The sequence below is a fragment of the Acinetobacter baumannii genome (genome assembly GCF_009759685.1).
GTDB classification, from domain to species: domain Bacteria; phylum Pseudomonadota; class Gammaproteobacteria; order Pseudomonadales; family Moraxellaceae; genus Acinetobacter; species Acinetobacter baumannii.
Window position 1 is genome coordinate 3,806,367 of the sequence record NZ_CP046654.1, and the last position, 19,266, is coordinate 3,825,632.

Annotated in this window: 15 protein-coding genes and 1 pseudogene; 5 read left to right on the forward strand and 11 right to left on the reverse strand. The window is 37.7% G+C overall.

Annotation, left to right across the window (positions count from 1 at the left end; all coding sequences use genetic code 11):
- Positions 1-234 precede the first annotated feature (234 nt).
- A complete protein-coding gene (locus GO593_RS18165) occupies positions 235-2,472 on the forward strand; it encodes a TonB-dependent receptor (RefSeq protein ID WP_000527022.1) in 2,238 nt (745 codons plus the stop codon).
- 61 nt (positions 2,473-2,533) lie between these two features.
- On the opposite strand, the gene GO593_RS18170 is transcribed toward GO593_RS18165, so the two are convergent.
- Together GO593_RS18170 and GO593_RS18175 are read right to left on the reverse strand one after the other, a co-directional pair.
- Complete coding sequence (locus GO593_RS18170) at positions 2,534-3,088, reverse strand: TetR/AcrR family transcriptional regulator (protein WP_001133086.1); 555 nt, start codon at positions 3,086-3,088, stop codon at positions 2,534-2,536.
- Positions 3,089-4,025: 937 nt separating this feature from the next.
- Positions 4,026-4,364: a hypothetical protein gene (locus GO593_RS18175; RefSeq protein ID WP_001243511.1), complete on the reverse strand. Its 339-nt coding sequence runs from the start codon at positions 4,362-4,364 to the stop codon at positions 4,026-4,028.
- A 603-nt stretch (positions 4,365-4,967) separates the two neighbouring features.
- Between GO593_RS18175 and GO593_RS18180 the strand changes: the two genes are divergently transcribed.
- Positions 4,968-5,453: an Lrp/AsnC family transcriptional regulator gene (locus tag GO593_RS18180; protein ID WP_001089197.1), complete on the forward strand. Its 486-nt coding sequence runs from the start codon at positions 4,968-4,970 to the stop codon at positions 5,451-5,453.
- 28 nt (positions 5,454-5,481) lie between these two features.
- Here the strand turns inward: GO593_RS18180 and GO593_RS18185 are convergent, their stop codons facing one another.
- The 9 genes and pseudogenes from GO593_RS18185 to pepN all read right to left on the reverse strand — a co-directional run bounded on the left by GO593_RS18185 (position 5,482) and on the right by pepN (position 16,434).
- Positions 5,482-6,039 carry a chorismate mutase gene (locus GO593_RS18185; RefSeq protein ID WP_000932091.1) on the reverse strand — a complete coding sequence of 186 codons (558 nt, stop codon included), beginning with the start codon at positions 6,037-6,039 and terminating at the stop codon, positions 5,482-5,484.
- A gap of 77 nt (positions 6,040-6,116) precedes the next feature.
- Entirely contained in the window at positions 6,117-6,800 is a 684-nt protein-coding gene (locus GO593_RS18190; RefSeq protein ID WP_000920710.1) for an SDR family NAD(P)-dependent oxidoreductase, read from the reverse strand.
- Positions 6,801-6,809: 9 nt separating this feature from the next.
- A complete protein-coding gene (locus GO593_RS18195; protein WP_000135431.1) occupies positions 6,810-7,571 on the reverse strand; it encodes an SDR family NAD(P)-dependent oxidoreductase in 762 nt (253 codons plus the stop codon).
- A gap of 7 nt (positions 7,572-7,578) precedes the next feature.
- Positions 7,579-8,265, reverse strand: coding sequence for a glutathione S-transferase family protein (locus tag GO593_RS18200; protein WP_001279997.1), 687 nt, complete (start codon positions 8,263-8,265; stop codon positions 7,579-7,581).
- 226 nt (positions 8,266-8,491) lie between these two features.
- Positions 8,492-9,511: a Csu type fimbrial protein gene (locus GO593_RS18205; RefSeq protein ID WP_000055761.1), complete on the reverse strand. Its 1,020-nt coding sequence runs from the start codon at positions 9,509-9,511 to the stop codon at positions 8,492-8,494.
- Positions 9,502-11,961: a fimbria/pilus outer membrane usher protein gene (locus GO593_RS18210; protein WP_000873966.1), complete on the reverse strand. Its 2,460-nt coding sequence runs from the start codon at positions 11,959-11,961 to the stop codon at positions 9,502-9,504. The genes GO593_RS18205 and GO593_RS18210 overlap by 10 nt, the downstream gene beginning before the upstream one ends.
- Before the next feature lie 9 nt (positions 11,962-11,970).
- A complete protein-coding gene (locus tag GO593_RS18215) occupies positions 11,971-12,675 on the reverse strand; it encodes a fimbrial biogenesis chaperone (RefSeq protein WP_000739316.1) in 705 nt (234 codons plus the stop codon).
- 72 nt (positions 12,676-12,747) lie between these two features.
- Positions 12,748-13,260 (reverse strand): annotated as a pseudogene (locus GO593_RS18220) (Csu type fimbrial protein); the annotation flags it as partial.
- A gap of 567 nt (positions 13,261-13,827) precedes the next feature.
- Complete coding sequence (pepN, locus tag GO593_RS18225) at positions 13,828-16,434, reverse strand: aminopeptidase N (RefSeq protein WP_001017225.1); 2,607 nt, start codon at positions 16,432-16,434, stop codon at positions 13,828-13,830.
- Between the two features lie 319 nt (positions 16,435-16,753).
- On the opposite strand from pepN, the gene GO593_RS18230 reads away from it, so the two are divergent.
- From GO593_RS18230 to thiM, 3 genes are all read left to right on the forward strand, one after another.
- Entirely contained in the window at positions 16,754-17,011 is a 258-nt protein-coding gene (locus GO593_RS18230) for a hypothetical protein (protein WP_000420545.1), read from the forward strand.
- Positions 17,012-17,166: 155 nt separating this feature from the next.
- Positions 17,167-18,324, forward strand: coding sequence for a hypothetical protein (locus GO593_RS18235; protein WP_001207851.1), 1,158 nt, complete (start codon positions 17,167-17,169; stop codon positions 18,322-18,324).
- Positions 18,325-18,357: 33 nt separating this feature from the next.
- Complete coding sequence (gene thiM, locus GO593_RS18240; protein ID WP_000204869.1) at positions 18,358-19,185, forward strand: hydroxyethylthiazole kinase; 828 nt, start codon at positions 18,358-18,360, stop codon at positions 19,183-19,185.
- Positions 19,186-19,266 lie beyond the last annotated feature (81 nt).

Sequence of the window (19,266 nt, forward strand, 5' to 3'; positions counted from 1 at the left end):
TGTACCTATATAAAAAAAGATTTTGACTCCTTAAGAATGCTGCATATGAAAAAATTTAAGGCTTTTCAAATATATTAAATTAATCAAAACTCTTAACTCTCTTAGAAGATCTTTTGTTATTTATGTTTATTTAAGAGCCACAAATACTTCTATTATATAGATTAATAATATTATTAATTAAAATCATTCTCATTTATAATTCGACGAATTTACAATCACTCTCAGGGCGAGAAAATGGGAAATAAGATAAAAAGTAATAAACTTTTTACTAGGAAGTCTGAAGCAAAAAATATCATTCCACTTCTATCACTTGGTGGAGCCATCTTTCTCTCAAACTCGGCCTTTGCAGCCTCGCCTTCTGAGACAACAGATGCTGAAAAAAAACCTGAAGCACTCCCTACAATTACAATCACCGCTTCACGTGCAGATGAACTTTCTACATCTGCCAAACAAGTGACCAAGCTAGATGAAAAACAAATTGAACTTTTAAGAAATGGTTCATCTGGAAATATTGCAACTGTTTTAGCTAAAGCCGTACCGGGCCTGTCTGACTCAAGCCGAACCATTACCGATTATGGTCAAACTTTACGGGGCCGTAATGCCCTCATCTTGGTCGATGGCGTTCCAATGAACCTGACACGCGACACATCAAGAGGTCTTTCAGCTATCGACCCTGAAAGTATTGCTAACATTGAAGTCATTCGCGGTAGTAACGCAATTTATGGTGGTGGCGCTTCTGGCGGTATTATTTCAATTACCACGAAAGCTGCTGGCGGTGAACCTACCGCCAAAACAGTCGTTGGGCTTCAAACACCTTTAACAAATTTCCGTTCTAATGCTTTAAGTGGTGACATTCATCAATATTTCACAGGCAGCTTTAACGCCTTTGACTATGCACTCGACTTTGGTTACCAACGTATTGGTAGTCCATACGATGCAAGTGGCGACCGTGTTGCCCCTGAACCAAGTCAAGGAGATTTATATGATGCCGATGCTTACAGCGTAGGCGGTAAGCTTGGTTATCATATTGATGACAACCAATATGTCCAGTTTGCTGCAAACTACTATAATGCCGAGCAAGACTCAGATTATGCATCTGACCCAAGTGTGAAGAATGCCCCTGCCGGAACCGTACCAGCCAAAGCTATTAAAGGCTTAAAGCTCAAAGACCAAAATAAAAACGAAAATCAGATCTACAATTTAACCTATAACCATAAAGACTTTTTTGGCAATAAGGTTGATGCCCAAATTTATTACCGCGACTTCTTTACCCGTTTTTCACCATTTGATGCACGAAAAAATGCAAATCGTGGTGGACAAGTCGATCAGATCTATCAAGAAAATAATGTACTCGGTAGCCGCTTAACTGTGACTACACCACTTGAGTTTTTAGGTGACACCTCATTGGTTTGGGGTGGTGACTTTAGTCGCGAAAAGAGCGAAATGTCTTTAGATATTTTTGATCAAAAAATTTATGACCAATCTGGTGGCCTAGAGTTTGTAAAAATTGGCAAACTTATTTATTTACCGGAACTCACCACACAAAGTATTGGTGGTTTTTTACAGTTAAAGCACCGCTTTAATGACCAATGGTCGGCAGAAGCTGGTACGCGTTATGAAGACAGCTATGCCCAAATTGATAGCTTTGTTCCATTATCACAATTAGGCAAAACTAACCCTTACACCGTTCAGGGCGGAAAAGTGAAAGCTGATGCATGGTTGTACAATGCTAATGTGACTTTCTCTCCAAACGACCAACATTCAATTTATGCATCGTTTAACCAAGGTTTTCAATTACCTGATGTAGGTTTAATTATTCGTAATGCTGGTGAAGGTTTTAACCTTGGTTCGTCATTCTTAGAACCTGTAAAAGTCGATAATTATGAGTTGGGCTGGAAAGGAAACTTTAATAACTTCTCTTCAAGCTTAGCGGTCTTCCACTCTACTTCTGACCTTGGTGCTGTACAATCATTCAACAATGGTTTAGTCCTCGCTAGAACTAAAGAAAAAGTCACTGGTGTTGAAGCAACTTTTGACTATCTGGACGATGCCAATGTTTGGGGAACTGGTGGTAGTGTTACATGGATGAAAGGCCGTGAAAAACCGCAAAACGGTGCTGAGCAAGACATGACAGGCTTCCGTATTCCGCCATTAAAACTCACAGGTTATATTTCTTATAGCCCAACAGAAACTTGGACAAACCGCCTACAAGCTACTTACTTCGGTTCAGAAGATTACCGCCTAAACGGCAAGAATAGTTTTGGTCGCTACGATGTAAAATCTTATACAACAGCAGATTTAATCAGTAGCTTTGCACTTAATAAAAAAGACACCATGACGATTGGTTTAGAGAATATGTTTAACCGCAAGTACTATCCTCTATATAGCCAATTATTAAGAACAAGCGATAATACCAGTCACTTAGTTGCAAATGGTGTAACGTTAAAAGTGACTTATAGCCATAAGTGGTAATTGAGATTTTAGTTAGTAACTAACATTATAAAAGCCCCATTATCGGGGCTTTTATTTTAGTCTAGGACATCATTATTAAAAAATAATCTAATAATTTATCTCGTTCATCTATTCTATCTTTACTCAAAAGCTGGACCATTGCCCCATCAATCACAAACAAAAACATATAGGCGTCTTCGAGTGTAGCTGTGGCTTTAATGGTTAAAAGTAATTGATGTATTTGGGTCACCAACCAGTTTCTATAATCAACCACCACTTTATAGGCAGTTGGATAAAACTTTTCAATTTCAAAAATGGCCTGTAAAGGTAAACGGTACAGCCCTTCGAGGTTGGCATGCAGAAAAAAGATTTTCTTGAGCTTATCAAATACCATAAGTTCACGGTATGAATAAATAATAGAAAATACTTCTTCTTTTAGCCCGTCCTTTTGAAAGGTTAAGCACATTTCAATGAGTCTTTCTTTAGAGTGGAAATAGTTGTAAAAGGTGGCTTTGGTAATTTTGGACTCAGCAATAATTCGGTCGACACCAACCTTGTGAAATCCGTATTGTTTAAATAAATCTCTTGCTGTGTGAAGCATTCTAAGTGCTCTAAATGAAGCTTCTAAATTTGGCATAGTTATACCGCTTAAAATAATTTTTTGTTGTATATAAAAGAGATAGACATGCCGTCACTCTTAAATTGAGCGCTAAAAACAGACATGCAAAAGCCGCACAATAAAGATGTGCTCGCCTATCTCGGGTTTATTGTTGCTATGATTTTTGAGTCGTAACGATGTTTAGGTTTAAAAACCTAGAGTCGATTCAATCGCTTTATAGACTGTTTAAGTGGTATAGCAAAAAGACTTTGGCAAAAACCAATAAATGAGAAGAATTAGTACGCATAGCGAACTCCTTTGGCTATAAAGAAGTTTCACCACATTACTGCTAAATAATGGTGGCGAAACGAAAGAGGGTTAGCAGACTGGAGCCAAAGAATCCAGCACACCCGAAGGTGTCCCCCTCCCGTTCCGCCGCAGAGGGGACACGCAGGGATTCCCACAAAAAAGTGATTACTTTTTCGTGTTCTTTGGCTAATGGTCTGCTAAAACCAACTGGCAATGTAGGCCAGCAGGCAAAGGATAATCGGAGGGGTTTTAGGTGTCAATGTGATATTGGCTAGAAATAAAGCTTTAAAAACTCTATAAAATAACTTTACTTAAGATTTAGTCATCCATTCTAGAATCTTTTATTTTTGAAATTTAAAAATATAAGTAAACTTAAAATGTACTCCGTTATATTAATTAAGACTTTGAATGCCGACTGATGCTTATTTTTCCTCCATAATACATAACGAACGGCTAATCCAAGGAAGGAAATGTTATTTTTATGGTTACAATAAGGGATTCAAACTAAAAAATGATTATTGTTAGATCTAAAACAAGGTGAAGTTTTATATTAGCTAATTTTTTAAGAATTATTCTCTAATTTAACTAGTAAATTTATAGACCGATAAAATGAATAATTAAATCCATCTTATCGGCTTGCTAGAAGAGGTTTTTAAAACCTTATTTTTTATTGTTTAATATATTTTGGAAATTCTTTTAAAACCTTATGACAAAAGTGGCCTTGTGTATCCTCTTTCTTACGCTCTTCAAATTCCTTCATCCCAAATTTCATAACCTCTCTACCATATTTTTCGCCGAGATCATGTTTAGTACATTTTGCGGCAGCCTCTTTTAACTCTTCTGAATAATAGTGATAGTTACAGTCAAGTTGAGCTCGGCTTAAAAAACCATGGAGCTCTACTGCTTTTTCGCATTGTGTTTGCTCTAGAAGATTTCTAGATTCTTGACTCGCATAAATTGATGTTCCTACTAATAAAGTGAAAATCGTTACTAAAAAATTACGCATTATTTCCCCGACGAAGTTATTAAAAGTATTAGTCATAATATTGCGGGCGTATTAAATAATAATTATCTCTAAGTGTCTATTAATAATAAAGAAAACAGGATAACCTTCTTCTCTTTCGAATATTTAATCACCTTATTAAAATTAGGTGATTAAGTTTTAACAAGTATATATTATTTATTTTACTTCCCTATTTAATTGTTAAATTAGTACTTTGATTAGGGATTAAAGTATGTGCTTTTATGAATTTCAATAATAATATTTAGCCATTTAGGATATTTAATAAGATTTTTGGAAAGATGAGCGCTATGACCAATAAGAATATATTTATTATTTAACCAATATTTGATGAATCTAATGTATGAATCAAAAATTCCTGATATTTGATTTTTGGGTAAGATCCGCAAAGAGCACTGTTTAGTCACCCTTACTGAAACAGTGCTCTTTGCTTCATCACAACTCCTATCCAGTAGAGTCCGATGCATAGAAATAGTGTATGGCTGTGTCGCTCAAAATGTTTACTGAATTTTCAGTTTTTTTAAATGATATCAGCATAAAAATCACGTATATTTAAAATTAACAGAAGAATCTTCTTTGGTTTATATTTTGAACAGCACAGAATACACACTAGATCGTATAGATCGGAAAATATTATCTGCCCTACGTAGAAATGGCCGTTTAACGGTTGCACAGCTCGCCGAAGAAGTCGGGCTTTCATCTTCGCCTTGCTGGACTCGACTCAAACGTTTAGAAAGTCTAAAAATTATTGAAGGCTATACCGTAAACGTAAACCCCAAAGCGATTGGCATTCATGAGTTGTTTTTTATTGAAATTACCCTAGAACGCCACGATGATGAAATGTTAGAAAACTTTAGCGAGGCTTTGGCAGATATTCCGGAAGTGGTCGAAGCGCATTTAGTTACGGGCGACTATGATTATTTGGTGAAAGTGGCCGTAAAAGATGCCGAGCATTACGAACGTTTTTTACGTAAAAAGCTCTACTCGATTAAAGGAATTCGCCACACGCGTTCAACCTTTGCTTTACGACCGCTTAAATCTGCCAATACTGCCGATTTAATGTTGATTGAATAATTTACTTATAGGGACGGCTTTGGGTGGTTCATTGTTTTAATTTGATTTTATTCAATGTTACACATAAAGCTCTCTTGTCAGCTTCTTTAAGTTGAGGATGCTGAACAGGCCACATATAGCTACAGCCATGAGGCGCTTTGTTATTATTTTTCTTAAGTTCATAGGCGATATTTTTTAGCAGCTCCGTGTTTAAAGCGCTAATTTTTACGCGTACTTCGCTTAAGTCTTGAGGCTTCCAGTTGGTTTCTGGGCTCGACATCCAGTCGGCGCGATAACGGTACTGGATTGCTTTAGCCACATCCATTTGCGCCACTATAAATGGCTTTACTGTTTCGCTGTTAAGCCCAAAAGCGTCAGCTTCAGAAAGCGATTGATCGAGTACTTTCTTTTCTTGTGTTAAATCTTCAATCGGTAAATGCTGCTCTGCCTTATAACCTGCGACATCTTTCATATAAGATAAGCGTTCGTTAATTAAACGCGCGGTTTGCTCATATTGATATGCTTGTGCCAGTGAAGAAAAGCACATCAAAGCTGCCACTGTAGTCGCTACTTTAACCGTTTGTTGAATATTCTTAATATTTAACATTTAAGTACCTTCAAAATTATTGTTCTGTTGTCATTCCAAAGAAGTACTCTATTTTAAGAACACTCGAAAGTAAAATCTCAAGACACGCTAAGCTCTTGACTCCATGCAGTGTTAGGTTGTTGATAGATGTACTGACAGACTTGTTTAACAGATGAAATAAAGTGCTGGTTTTGCCCATCCCATTTTTCCACCATGCAATATGTCACATGTATACCTTTGGGTTGAAACTCTCTTGCCAATGACTGTGATAACGCTCGAATACTCGCAAACATGCTTTGGCTTAACACATCGTAGTGAGCCGAGTTATTAGATGGCGCTCCAAGAAAAATAACAGTGCCTCGCTGCTGCTTTAGCATTGGTTTAATCACTGCTTGTGACACGCTCACTGCGCTTAAACCCGTTGTTTGCCAACTGTGCTCAATTTCTTCTAAAGATAAAGCTTCAATATTTGGCGCAGATGAAAAATTTGGCTGAAACACGCATAACTCAATGTTATGACTATGGCTGGCAATATATTTTAGTAAGCTTTTTAAATGCTCAGTATTCACCAAGTTTAAACGGACACTCGTTATGCCATCATTTACACGGTTTACTTGTATATTCTGAACGCTAGAATCATGCACAGCTTGATAGACATGCAATGGAGATTGCTCATTTTTGTCTAAAATTACAAAGTTCTGCTCAAGTAGTTCTATATCATGACCTGCAATAACTACACAGCCCTGCTTTTTTTGAAACTTCTGAAATATTGTTTTTAGCATATGAGTCTCTCAAAATTTTTCTTGGTATGGGCGTAAATCTAGCTCGTGTGTCCAAAGCTCAGGGCTTTGCTGGTAAAGCATCCAATAGTTGTCGGCTATGGCATTAATATTGAGTCCACCCGTTCCCCGTGTGAGTCGAATGAAACGTCCTAGACCAAATAAAGCTTTATTAATTCTGTCGCCATCCACCATTCCATCAATAATGACATGAGCAATATGAATGCCTTGAGTTTTATAAATTTGAGCTAAGTTTAATGCATAAGTCCGCAAGGCAGATTTCCCCATAGTGAAAGCTGCAAAAAAAGGCTTTCCACGCAACGAAGCACTGGCTCCGGTAAAAATAAGCGTACCGTGGTTTTGTTCTTTAAATATTTTTAAACAGCTTTGAGCAACTAAATAAGCTGATAAAAAAGTAGATTGCCACATTTGAGTAAAAAACGATAACGGACTGCGTAAAAAAATTGAGGGAATATTTCCCCCAACATTATGAATAACTGCAGTAATGCGTTCATTCTGACTTATGATGGTGTCAAACAATGCTTGAACTTGATTGATATCTTCTGCATCTAGACGAAATGCCACAGCTTCACCTACATTGGCATGAATTTCGGCAGCTACTGCCTCAATTTTTTGGAAAGTACGTCCAGCAACGTAAACTTTTAAGCCCTCTTTTGCAAAGCGATGACAGACAGCAGCACCGATGCCCTGTGATGCCCCAACGCCAATAACAACTGCACAATCTCGTATTTTATCTGGTGTTGCTGATGCCATAGTCGTCTCAACCTGTTTGTTTTTTATACCATTCTGCCATAAATGGACGATCCAAGATTTCCTTACCAAACTTCTTACTTGTACGAATGACTTCACCAAGTTGAGCAACTACAGCTATGTCTGCAATCGTTTGATTCTCACCTACTAACCATTCACTTTGTGATAAAACCTGCTCAACACGGTCGAGGTGTCGTATAAATTCTTCTTCAACATTTTCAGCTTTCATTCTGCCCAAGCCTTGAAAGAAAAGCTGTGTTTTGAGTTCAGCTAAAATAAAACCCTTCACCATAGGTTTTTCATATGCAGGGCGGCCAATACTGCTAATACGAATTGCTTCTTCTAAAGCTTCCGAATCATTTACTCTTAAATATACTTCATAAAAATAGAGTGATTCATCTGCCCAGTCTTCCCAAAGTTCTGCAAGTGCCTTTTGATTTGCGTCTTCGGGATAAAGTCGAGGTGTATCCGGAAAAGTTTCGTCTAGGTAGCGAGCGATACGGGTACTGTCTTGTATACGCTGCCCTTTATGGTCAATAACAGGTACTTTGCCCACTTTACTGAGCAAAGGAACTTTCGCTCCAAGAATGCCGTTGTAATTAATCGTTTCGTATGGGATTCCCTTAAATTTCAAAGCTCTTGCAACTTTTTGGCAAAATGGAGAAATTTCCCATTGATGCAAAATAATATCCGACATTTATTCACCTTTATTTTTAATTGCCTGTTTTGCTACTCAGTTCCTTTTTGGAACTAATTATTAAATATACAGAATGTCTTTTTAAGTCAAACTGTTTTTGATGACGACCAAGTTTCAAAAACTAAGAATATTTTAACTTTCTCTTTTTATACTCAAACTATCGTGGACAATATCAAAGGTATTACGCGGATCTATTGAAATAAAAGATCCACGTATAGTTTTAAAATTAATAAGTCACTGTCACAACAACACTATCAGAATAGTTTCCCGGTTTAGTTGAGATGGAAGTACCTTGCGGAATTTTTCCATAAACGGGTGTACTTTGGGCGCTACCTGTACCAGTTTTTGAGACTCCACCTGAACCACCAACATTGGTTACACCTCCTGTGGCATCCCATACCGTACTATAGTTAGAATCTTTATATAGCTGATAGGGAATATAATCATTATTGTCATGAATCATACGCCTAAAACCACCAGCTATGCGGTGGTTTCCATCCCCTAAATAAATGCTATAAGGTGTTCCATAGTTGCAAGTAGTATTCACTGCTCCTTGAGCTGTGTAATCACGCTTAGTTGTACCAATATCATTAATATTGCCGAAATCTACAGTTGAAGTTGAGTTTAATTGGCACAGACTTGGGACCACAAAGTTTGCTGTTAGTAATGTATCACCAGAATCCCAGCCACCAAGTAAATCGCCACATGACAACCCCAAAAGATCCATATCCCAATACAACCGAACCGAAGCCGTATAGGTTCCTTTAGGATATGCAATGAGAGACCCCGTTCGAGCTGGTACTTTTATATTTACCGAGTAACTCACAATATTATTTGATGCGACTGTTGCTACTGGACCATACCACACATTGGAGGTTTGGTTGGTAGTAGAAGAGCCAGCCCCGCCTACAGTTGCAGTAACTGTATAGGGTAAAGTCACACTATTATTCGCAGTGGTTGCTCCTGTAAATACGGTTTTCATACACATAAAATTAGAAATCTGGGGAAGTCCTAAATTCGTACAAGTAATTGTTCCTGAAAGGTTTACGGTTGCATCACTATTAATATTTGCTGCAGTGTAATTAAAAGTACTATTTGTAGTCCCGTTTACCGTGCAAGCAGCTTGTGCAGGACTAAAAAATGCATAAACGAGATAAAATAAGCAAATGCCTATGAAGTATTTTAAAGACCGTGGAAGTTTTTTATAGCTCTCTATTTGAGCCTTATTCATAAAATTTAATGACATACATAAGGTCCCAATTTTTTAGTTGAGTACTGATTACTGTTATAGGTAAAGTCAACTTGGCATGAGCCATGATCAAGAAGATCGACTACAAGTTTGTTTTGTTTTAATAAGTTTGGAATAAACACTTCACCGTCATAGCCAACCACTCCGTCTTGCTGTCCATTAATTTGAACGCTATATCCCGGTAATAACGGTGAGTTATTTTTATCAACAAGTTTCACTAATCCTGAGATGACCTGATGTGCGCCAAAATCAATCATTGTTCCTTGGCGATAACCTACAACAGTTTTTTGTTCAGTGGAGTTAACGCTCCAATTTAGAGGCAAGAATGAAGGATCTAAATAAATATGGTTCTCTTGATATGGCATGAGACTAGGAATCAAAAATCTCCCTGATTTATCCGTAAAGCCTAAATTTACTCCACCATTTAAGATTTGGCTTTGCGGGCCTGCATTAGTGACAACAGCATATCCATCTCCAATTTCATTGGCCGCAAAGAGCCGTCCTGCTGCAGCTACCAAAGATCCCGTTGCCGAAAGAGCAACCTGATCGTTATCTCCAATTCGGTTATAGCGACCTGCCAAATAAGCAGCACGGGCACGGTAAGAGGCGTAGATCGATGCATTGTTGTCGTGGTTATCTTGATCTCGCTCAACATAGCCTCCCCATCCAAATGACCCAATTTGCGGGTCCGACAAACCGAAAATTTCTTGTCGATAACTCAATCTACCGCTGTCGCTAGAAACACTAGTAATGGCATTGAATTTATTCGAAGGCGTATATCGCAGCGCAAAGTAAATACCGTAGTCCTTGTGATTTTCATAATCTTTATAGGCAGAGGTATAAAATCCCCAGTTCTTGTTCAGACTTCCACTTAAATTGGCCGATAGCAGTTTATATTGGTTATCACTATATTTAATCTGGTTATACCCCAGATAGGCCCCATAACCTGCATAAAAGTTATAGTTAATTCCTGCCCTAAAAATTTCATCTGCCAGCGCACTGTAGTTGAGGTAGTTTTGTGACTCGGCATCGCTCTGATTATCTTTTAAATATCGAACCTGAGATACGCGTGCCAAATCAAAATAGTTATCGAATATTTTGCGGTAACTGGTGTTAAAAGAAATATTTTTACTAATCCGCCCTTCTAAACCCAACAAGGCAGAATAACCGTTTTCATCTTTATACTGGCTTGCTGCAATATCAGCATTAATCACCCCAATACCGAACAGGTTCTTGGCAAAGCCTGTTCCAATGTTAGACAAACCATCTGTTGAAGCCTCTACCCCACCGCTTAAGGTTAATGAGTTGCTGTAACCATATCGAATTGCCCCTGATGCAAAGGTAGCATCGTCATAATCGTTCGAGTATAGGCCATAGTTATAGCGCGGAACCCCAACATCCACTGAAAACTCATTAATACCTTTTGCCAGAATCTTGGATGAAAAATAGTAAGGCTTTTTGGTAATGCTCTGCCGACCAGTAGCATCCGTAGTTACAAGTGTGACCTCATTTCCGGAAATAAACGGGAGCTGTTTAATATCAAAAGGGCCTGACGGGACAAGTCCTGAATAAATCTTTTGCTGGTTAACGTATAAATCCAGTGTTGAAGGCAGTGCGGCTGAACCGGAGAATTGTGGCAGTGCCGAAGTGACAATATCGCCACGTTGAGTATAGGCACTCGACCATTGAAAGCCTGCAAGGCGGACGCTGCTGCCCCAATCCGAACTATTGGAGATAAAGTCCCCTAGGGTATATATCCTGATCTTTTCAGGGTCTACATATTGCCATTTACTTTCCAGACGTACCCATTTTTCGTGGCTATAACTATTTTCATCATTTCCGTTATATAACACACCAGACGAAAAGTTACCGATCGCACTGTTGAAAATTCCCTCTGCCGAACCGGAGAAAACATTCTCATCATTAGTTATGGTGTGATACAGGCTATAGTTCAGGATTGCAGCGTTTAAAGGCTTTATTTTAAGTAGCTGCGGACTGGTGATCTGCTGCCCTTTTAAGTCAACCGAATAGCCTGTCATCATGTGAGGAGGTACTTGTAAGTTTAAAGACTGCTCATTCTCCAAGTATTTAAACCGGATATCTTTAAGCTCATTAAGACAAATCCACTGGCTATCAGAAATGGAATCATCCATTTTTAGTCTTAAAGTTTTTAAGTCACGGGCACGGATATATAATTTTTTATCTTGATCTTGTCTTACGGCTACTAAATCCTCAGAAGGGTTGGAATTAATAGAAATATTTAAAAAAAGCTGTGCAACGTTATTATCTTGCTCCTGTTCATTCATCTTTATCTGCGTGTTTTTACTTTTGCTGTCAATCGTATCCGGAATACTTGGAACCGGCACATTCGTATTGTCCTGTAACTGTTCAGCAAAAGCATATGCAGGAAGATATGTAACACATAAGACACCTATAATATATTTCATATAAGCCTCTTATAGCGTGACTTTCTTACCATTAACTGTTAAGGAAATACTGTATTTATGGTCGGGCTGATATGAAAAATTACTAATCGGATAGCTTCGTGATTGTTCTGCAAGAATATAACCATTCACTGTATTTACTTTAATGGAGTAAATCTTATTTTCTGTTAGATCTACAAGTTTTAAGTCATTTAAAAGTGCATGCCTGTTTCCAATATTGCTGATATTTAAAGAAGTGGTTTTTTGACTATTATCAATTTTCCAATTTAGTTGAGTAATCGCATCTTTATTCACTACAAATACAGGTAATGATGAGCGAAGTAAGACATTTACACCTTGACTAACTTTGCGGCTATCCATAGGTTTTGGCAGCTCATCAATAATAATACGATAAGTTTTTTCGCCAGAAACTGGCGTTGGATTAACCCTCACTACACGTAAATTATAAGAGTCATTAGGTTGTAATTTTAAAAAAGGTGGACTAACCGCAATTTCATCCGTAGGGGTTAATTGATCCTGTCCATTGTTTTGACTCCACTCAAATACACGCACCTGTAAATCGGTACTTTCATTTGACTGGTTATATAAACTAATCGAAGAAGCACTTTGATTACTTAAAATTTCCACCGTTACAGGCGAAAGACGAATTGTAGCGGCATAAATAGTGCTCGATAAAGATAAGAATAATCCCGTAATAATAAAAATGTTTTTTTTCATAATTAACCCAAGTATATCTTTCTAAAGTATTAGCCCTTTTAAAGGGCTAACTATATTTATAATTTATAAAATTTAATAAGTTACTGTGACTGTCACAGTGTCAACATAGCTACCTGCACTTGGTAAAGTTGTACCAGCAGGGATACGGCCATACACGTTAACTGTCTGGACATTACCCGTGCCTGTTCCACTATAAGCAGTTGTTGCAACTCCAATAGCCGTAGCACGTCCTGTGTCAGAGTAAAGGTTATAAGGAATATATTCTGTAGTAGACGCGCCACCAATCATACGACGTTGAGTTGATAGAACATTTTGTCCACCATCAAATGATAAAGTCCATGGCACTGTGTTGTTACACAACACCCTAATTGGAGTACCACCAGTAGTCGTAGTATCTGCGTCTACATTACCAGCCAGAGAACTTAAGGTGCCAAAGTCTAGAACTGCATTAGCTGTCGTACCAGTAGCTGAGGTATTCAGGACACAGCTATTTGTTACTGTAGCTCTAACCGTCAAGGTGCCTGTTGCTGTAGCGGCATTGGCTGCATTGAGAGAAGATAATCCTACAGCAAATGCTGATAAATAAAAAAAAAGTCTTTTTCATGGTTAAAACCTTTTTACATTAAATTGTTGGAATTAATAGATGTAAAAAAATTAATCTTCACCATTACAATCACTTTTATTCGACTGCTCTTTTAAAGCTTATATTTTTTACTCTATTTTTGGCATCATACATAAAAAAATTTAAATTGTATGAGTATGTTTTTATTTCAATTTTCAATTAATAAAATACAATTACCCATTCTAACCCTTCATTAACAATTCATTAACAATACAAAAAACAAATAATTGATTTTTATTAATTTAATTAAATACCAATAAAATAATTTAGAAAAAATTTAAATAAATATTTCAATATTTTTAGCAAAAACTATAAGTATAAAAATAAAATTTATAGAATAATTTAAAATATTTTTCTAATTAATCGATAAGTAGTCTCTATTTTTAAGAATAATTAAAAGATATATTTAAAATAAATCATTAATTATTAATTGAGATATAATTCCTATTTCTTTATATTTTTTTGATTTAGTTAATTATATAAAAATAAAGGCCCCTCAAGAGGCCTCTATTCAATATGCTTAAATATTATTAAACGCTCAGCATACTATTTAAAGTTTCAGAAACGTTTTTAGATTTCACTTTAGGCTGCAATGCTTGTAAAGCCTGTTGCACTTGAGTGCGCTGAGGTTCGGCAAGCGTATACCAGCGAGATAACACCTGTAATAAGCGTGAACCTAAAATCGGGTTTTTCTCGTCCAGATATTCTGCAAGATTAATAAAGTGAGCTACACCAAAGCCCCATGTATTTTCAGGGTTATTTGACAAACCACCACTCACGGCGCGAATACGGTTTGGTGTGGTTAAGTCATAATCAGGATGCTGAGTTAGATATTCAATTGTCTCAACTGTGGCATTTGGGTTTGCTGCCTGAATCATAAACCATTGGTCCAAAGACAATGCTTCGTCTTTAAAGCGGTTATAGAAATCAGCTAGGGCTTCTTGTGCTTGAGGCGCACTTTGCCACACTAGTACACGCAGCGCACCTAAACGTTCAGACATATTCCCTGTGCTTTGATATTGATCGTAAGCTAATTCAAATGCACTTTGGTCACCCTGACGCGCCATCATCATGAGCATAATGTTCTTTAATGCACGTACACCCATCGCTAAAGAAAATTCTTTTTGCAAGTCAGGGTCCAGTGTAAGGTACGTATCTTTCCAGAACGAACCCAGCTCTTGAGCCAAACGATTGAGTAAGGCTTCACGTTTTACATGAATATCGGCTGGTGCATAGTTTTGATCAATACGGCTACCTAAATAACCTTCAGTTGGTACATCAAACAAACGCGATGCTAAAAGTGGATCACGACCAACTAATTCAGGCAATGTGCTTTGAATAGCTTGAATATAGGTATCCGCAGAGTGATCTTCTAACAAAATACGTTCAAGCAAGGTTTGTGTTGCTTGCCATTGGTTAAAACCATTTGTTTCATGTTGAATTAAGAATGCTAATTCTTCATCACTGTAATCAAATACCAGATTTACAGGTGCAGAGAAATTACGTAGTAGTGAAACAACAGGTTGCTCAGTTACCCCTGTAAACTCAATAGCTGCCTCGTCTTGGTCAAACAAATACACACCATCTTTAACACCATTTACAAATAGGCTTTCGCTTTGGAGCGTATATTGTTCACCTGTTTTCGCATTAAATAATGCCAACGCTACAGGAATTGGGACAGCTTTTAAATTTGGATATTTCGGATGCGCTTTTAGGCTTTGTTTAAAGCTTAAACGATAAGTTTGCGCTGCTGCATCATATTCACCTTTCGCTTCAAGCTTTGGTGTACCTGGTTGATTATACCAAGTTAAGAATGCAGATAAATCAACACCTGAACCTGCAGAGAGTGCAGCAACCCAGTCTTCAACAGTTACGGCTTGTCCATCATGACGGCGGAAATATTCATCCGTTCCCTGACGGAATTTTTCTTTACCCAGTAATGTCGACATCATGCGGTTAATTTCCGCACCTTTTTCATAAACAGTCGCTGTATAGAAGTTATTAATTTCTACAAAGTGGTCTGGGCGTGGTGGGTGCGACAATGGACCTGCATCTTCTGGGAATTGATGTGATTTAAGAACAGCGACATCGTCAATACGTTGAACCGCAGCAGATTGTAAATCTTCCGAAAAAGACTGATCACGGAATACCGTTAAGCCTTCTTTTAAGCACAGCTGAAACCAGTCACGGCAAGTAATACGGTTCCCTGTCCAGTTATGGAAATATTCATGGGCAATCACAGACTGTACACGCATAATCGCTGCGTCAGTTGTATATTCTTCATCGGCAAGTACACATGAGGTATTAAAGATATTTAAACCTTTATTTTCCATTGCACCCATGTTGAACTGGCTCACCGCAACAATCATATAGTTGTCGAGATCATAGGCACGGCCATAGTGCTCTTCATCCCAGCGCATAGAATGCTTTAATGCTTCCATTGCGATATGGCATTTTGGAATGTCTTTCTCAATGGCATAGATTTCTAAAGCGACATCACGTCCTTCCGAAGTCGTATAGCGGTCTTTCAATACAGCTAAATCACCAATCACACAAGCAAACAAATAGCTTGGCTTTTTAGTCGGGTCTTGCCAGATCGCAAAGTGACGGTTTTCACCAACTTCACCTGTTTCAAGCAAGTTACCATTCGCAAGTAAAACCGGATATTTTTTGTCTGCTTCTACACGTGTAGTAAAAACTGAAAGTACGTCTGGACGGTCTGGATAGAACGTAATTTTACGGAAACCTTCAGGCTCATTTTGTGTTACAAATAAGTCGCCAGCTTTATATAAACCTTCAAGCTGAGTGTTGGTTTCCGGGTGAATAATCACTTGAGTTTGTAAAATGACTTCATCTGGTGCATCAGTGATCACCAGTTGTTCACTATCGAGTGAATATTGTGCAGGAGTAAGATCTTGGCCATTTAGCTGAATAGATTGCAACTCAAGATCACGGCCCAGTAGCACTAAGTCTCCAGCAGTTTGACGCTTCATGACCAATGTTGAATCAACAATTGTTTTATCGTCATAGACTTGAATATCAAGATTAATTGATTCAACCAAGAACGCAGGTTTTTGATAATCTTTTAAATAAACTGTTTGATCTGCCTGAACTGGAGGCTGGGCCGCAATATTCATCTTTATTCCTTATATACTTTTGGAAACCGTAGTACGAATTTTATGAACTTGATCATACACATTCATACATACTGTGTTTGTTTACCTTTATAAAATTAATGGGACTTCATTTATACATTTCAAATTAGAATCGTCTTTTATTAGCACAGATTAGACCAAAATTACGATAATCGCTGCTTATATAATCAATCTATACAATAAAAATAAAAACTCCTTTCGCTTTTAACATTTTTGAGGAGCTGCTTACATTTTGGGCATGGTTCTTGCCTTATCCAATATACCAGTATAAGTATTTCAATCAGAACAAGAGGAACTCACTATGGAATTAAAAGCTTATTTACATCGACTAGAAAACATTAAAGTGATTCATGATCTAGATGCAGCAGGACTCGACCATCATGTGATTGCCGTGTTCTTGTCCGCCGAAGGTATTTCAATGACAGCTCAGGAGGTAACTACTATCGTTAATACTTATGACGCCTTAGGTAAAGTGAAATTACCAAGTAAAAAAGTGCAGGCACTGATCAATGCCAAAAAACTTGGACAAAATGATGAGACCTTGCCGTGCCCTGTTTAATCTTAACTTTTAACCTCTTATAAAAACCTAAAGTCAAAACAAAGACTTTAGGTTTTCTATTTTTGCATCAAACAAAAAGACAATCTCATCTATCGGCAATGCAGCTGTGTATAATAGGTCAGTCAGTCGTGATTGATTTAAACGCTCGGAGCAAAATGGCCTTACAAATTCTACAAAAACAGCTAGATGAAAGTAGCCATTGCCCTCTCTGCCAAGCGTCGATGTACTGGGTAGATGCCGAACAATTTGAGCAAGACGTTCAATTTCATGAATGTAGCCATTGCCAACACCGTGTATTTAAAGACACAAAAATGACGTGTCATTGCGACCAATGCACTGAACAAAGAAAAAAGCTTTTACAGCAGACCAGATTACAAGAACAACGCCAGTTTAAGTCAAAAGACCAACCACAACGTAGTCTGGAACAACTGAGTTTTTTACATAAACTTTTTTTACTGAGCCTACTTGATGACTATGCTCGTGATGACGTTGCACATGACGAATACATTCATTGGGACCAGATAAAATATCAGCCGATTACCCCCAACTGGATGTTCCAGAACCATCTCATTAAACAGCTTCATAAAGATGGGATTTTAAATGCACAAGATCAAACCGATGAACCACAGTGCTTTTATTTAAATATTCGTTTAGATGGTTATAGCGACCCGAGTTTATTTAGTGTAGCTCAGCAATTACGCCACTGGTTCTATGAAAACCTAAGTCTTGGTATTCCATTTCGTAATGCCGATGAAGTGAAAGACGTGCTGTTTCAGGTGCTCTATCAAGAAATTATTCAGTTCACTCAGTTCTATTGCCGAACTTGGGGTATCCAAATTGCAGGAAGCTCTAATTTTCAAGCCTTTTGCTACCGTTTAATGGACTCATTGGCGATTGGTCAAATTTATTATCTTATTCAGACTGCACTTGAATATCTTTATAAACAAAAGGCACTACAGCCACGAAATGAAAAGTTTATTAATACCAATCTATTAAAGAAAACTTTAGAGCAATATCGGGAACGAGCTTTGACTGAAAAGTGGGAAACTTCGATGTTGCCCCGCCCTTACAATATTCCTTACAGTAAAATGAGCCATATATTATTTAACCGCTTTTTAGGTTATGACGAACAGATATTTGTACAACCTGTATGGAAAGCATGGCGAAAAATCGCACCTCGTTTAAACTTTTACTCGGTTAAACGTTGTATGTACTGTGGTTCAAATGATCTAAGTGTTGACTATGATGCAGCAGATTATGTGTCGTTGATTTGCCAAAATTGCAAACATCAAGATCACTATTTTACCCGTTAACTTTCTTATCTCTGGCTTAATAAGGATTATCAGATGACTTCGACATCCAACCTCATTGAACAGGTGATTGAAGCTTGGCAAAACATGCAGGCAAAAACGCCGCTGGTACAATGTATTACCAACAGCGTTGCTGCCAACTATACAGCCAATGTATTACTTGCTTCCGGTGCTTCACCTGCCATGATTGATAATCCTTATGAAGCAGAAAGCTTTACCAAAATTTCATCGGCTTTAAGCATTAATTTGGGTACACCGACTTCAGAGCAAATGCAAGCCATGCAAATCTCTGCCAAAACAGCACAGCTTAACAATATTCCTTGGGTACTTGATCCGGTAGGCTATGGCCCAATTTTAGCTTGGCGCAGTCAAATGACAGACGAGCTTTTACAATTCAAGCCAAGTGTTATTCGTGGTAATGCTTCAGAAATCAGTACGCTTGCAGGCAATCAAGTTCAATCTAAAGGTGTGGATAGTACCTTAAGTAGTGATCAGGCCTATCAACAGGCTTATGCACTATTAACACATGCAGACTGTATCGCTATTTCAGGTGAGTCAGATTATATATTGTCTAATGAAATAGATGCTGTGATTCAAGTAAACGGCGGAAGTCCTTTACAACCTAAAATTACTGCAACAGGCTGTGCTTTGGGTGCATTAATTGCAGCATATAGCGCTGTGGCAACACCAACTATTGCGGCTCTTTCAGCTCATGTTCATTTTGCAATTGCAGGTAAACTTGCAGCAAATCAGGCGCAAACTATGGGAAGCTTTAGTAGCATCTTTATGGATTATATCCATATGTTAGATGACAACCTGATTGAACAATATGCAGATATCAAACTTTTAAACATACAGGCATAACCTAAGCTATGTCTGTATCACCCTAGACTCACTTTAAAAGTAAGTAAATGTCGGTAATAAGATCAGACTACTTTTACATAG

Excerpts from the sequence above, each read along its gene's own strand:
- thiM (WP_000204869.1), top strand. The coding sequence starts at position 18,358 with ATGACTTCGACATCCAACCTCATTGAACAGGTGATTGAAGCTTGGCAA.
- GO593_RS18205 (WP_000055761.1), bottom strand. The coding sequence starts at position 9,511 with ATGTCATTAAATTTTATGAATAAGGCTCAAATAGAGAGCTATAAAAAA.
- GO593_RS18185 (WP_000932091.1), bottom strand. The coding sequence starts at position 6,039 with ATGTTAAATATTAAGAATATTCAACAAACGGTTAAAGTAGCGACTACA.
- GO593_RS18230 (WP_000420545.1), top strand. The coding sequence starts at position 16,754 with ATGGAATTAAAAGCTTATTTACATCGACTAGAAAACATTAAAGTGATT.
- GO593_RS18175 (WP_001243511.1), bottom strand. The coding sequence starts at position 4,364 with ATGCGTAATTTTTTAGTAACGATTTTCACTTTATTAGTAGGAACATCA.
- GO593_RS18170 (WP_001133086.1), bottom strand. The coding sequence starts at position 3,088 with ATGCCAAATTTAGAAGCTTCATTTAGAGCACTTAGAATGCTTCACACA.
- GO593_RS18235 (WP_001207851.1), top strand. The coding sequence starts at position 17,167 with ATGGCCTTACAAATTCTACAAAAACAGCTAGATGAAAGTAGCCATTGC.
- GO593_RS18195 (WP_000135431.1), bottom strand. The coding sequence starts at position 7,571 with ATGGCATCAGCAACACCAGATAAAATACGAGATTGTGCAGTTGTTATT.
- GO593_RS18215 (WP_000739316.1), bottom strand. The coding sequence starts at position 12,675 with ATGAAAAAAAACATTTTTATTATTACGGGATTATTCTTATCTTTATCG.
- GO593_RS18210 (WP_000873966.1), bottom strand. The coding sequence starts at position 11,961 with ATGAAATATATTATAGGTGTCTTATGTGTTACATATCTTCCTGCATAT.
- GO593_RS18200 (WP_001279997.1), bottom strand. The coding sequence starts at position 8,265 with ATGTCGGATATTATTTTGCATCAATGGGAAATTTCTCCATTTTGCCAA.
- pepN (WP_001017225.1), bottom strand. The coding sequence starts at position 16,434 with ATGAATATTGCGGCCCAGCCTCCAGTTCAGGCAGATCAAACAGTTTAT.
- GO593_RS18165 (WP_000527022.1), top strand. The coding sequence starts at position 235 with ATGGGAAATAAGATAAAAAGTAATAAACTTTTTACTAGGAAGTCTGAA.
- GO593_RS18190 (WP_000920710.1), bottom strand. The coding sequence starts at position 6,800 with ATGCTAAAAACAATATTTCAGAAGTTTCAAAAAAAGCAGGGCTGTGTA.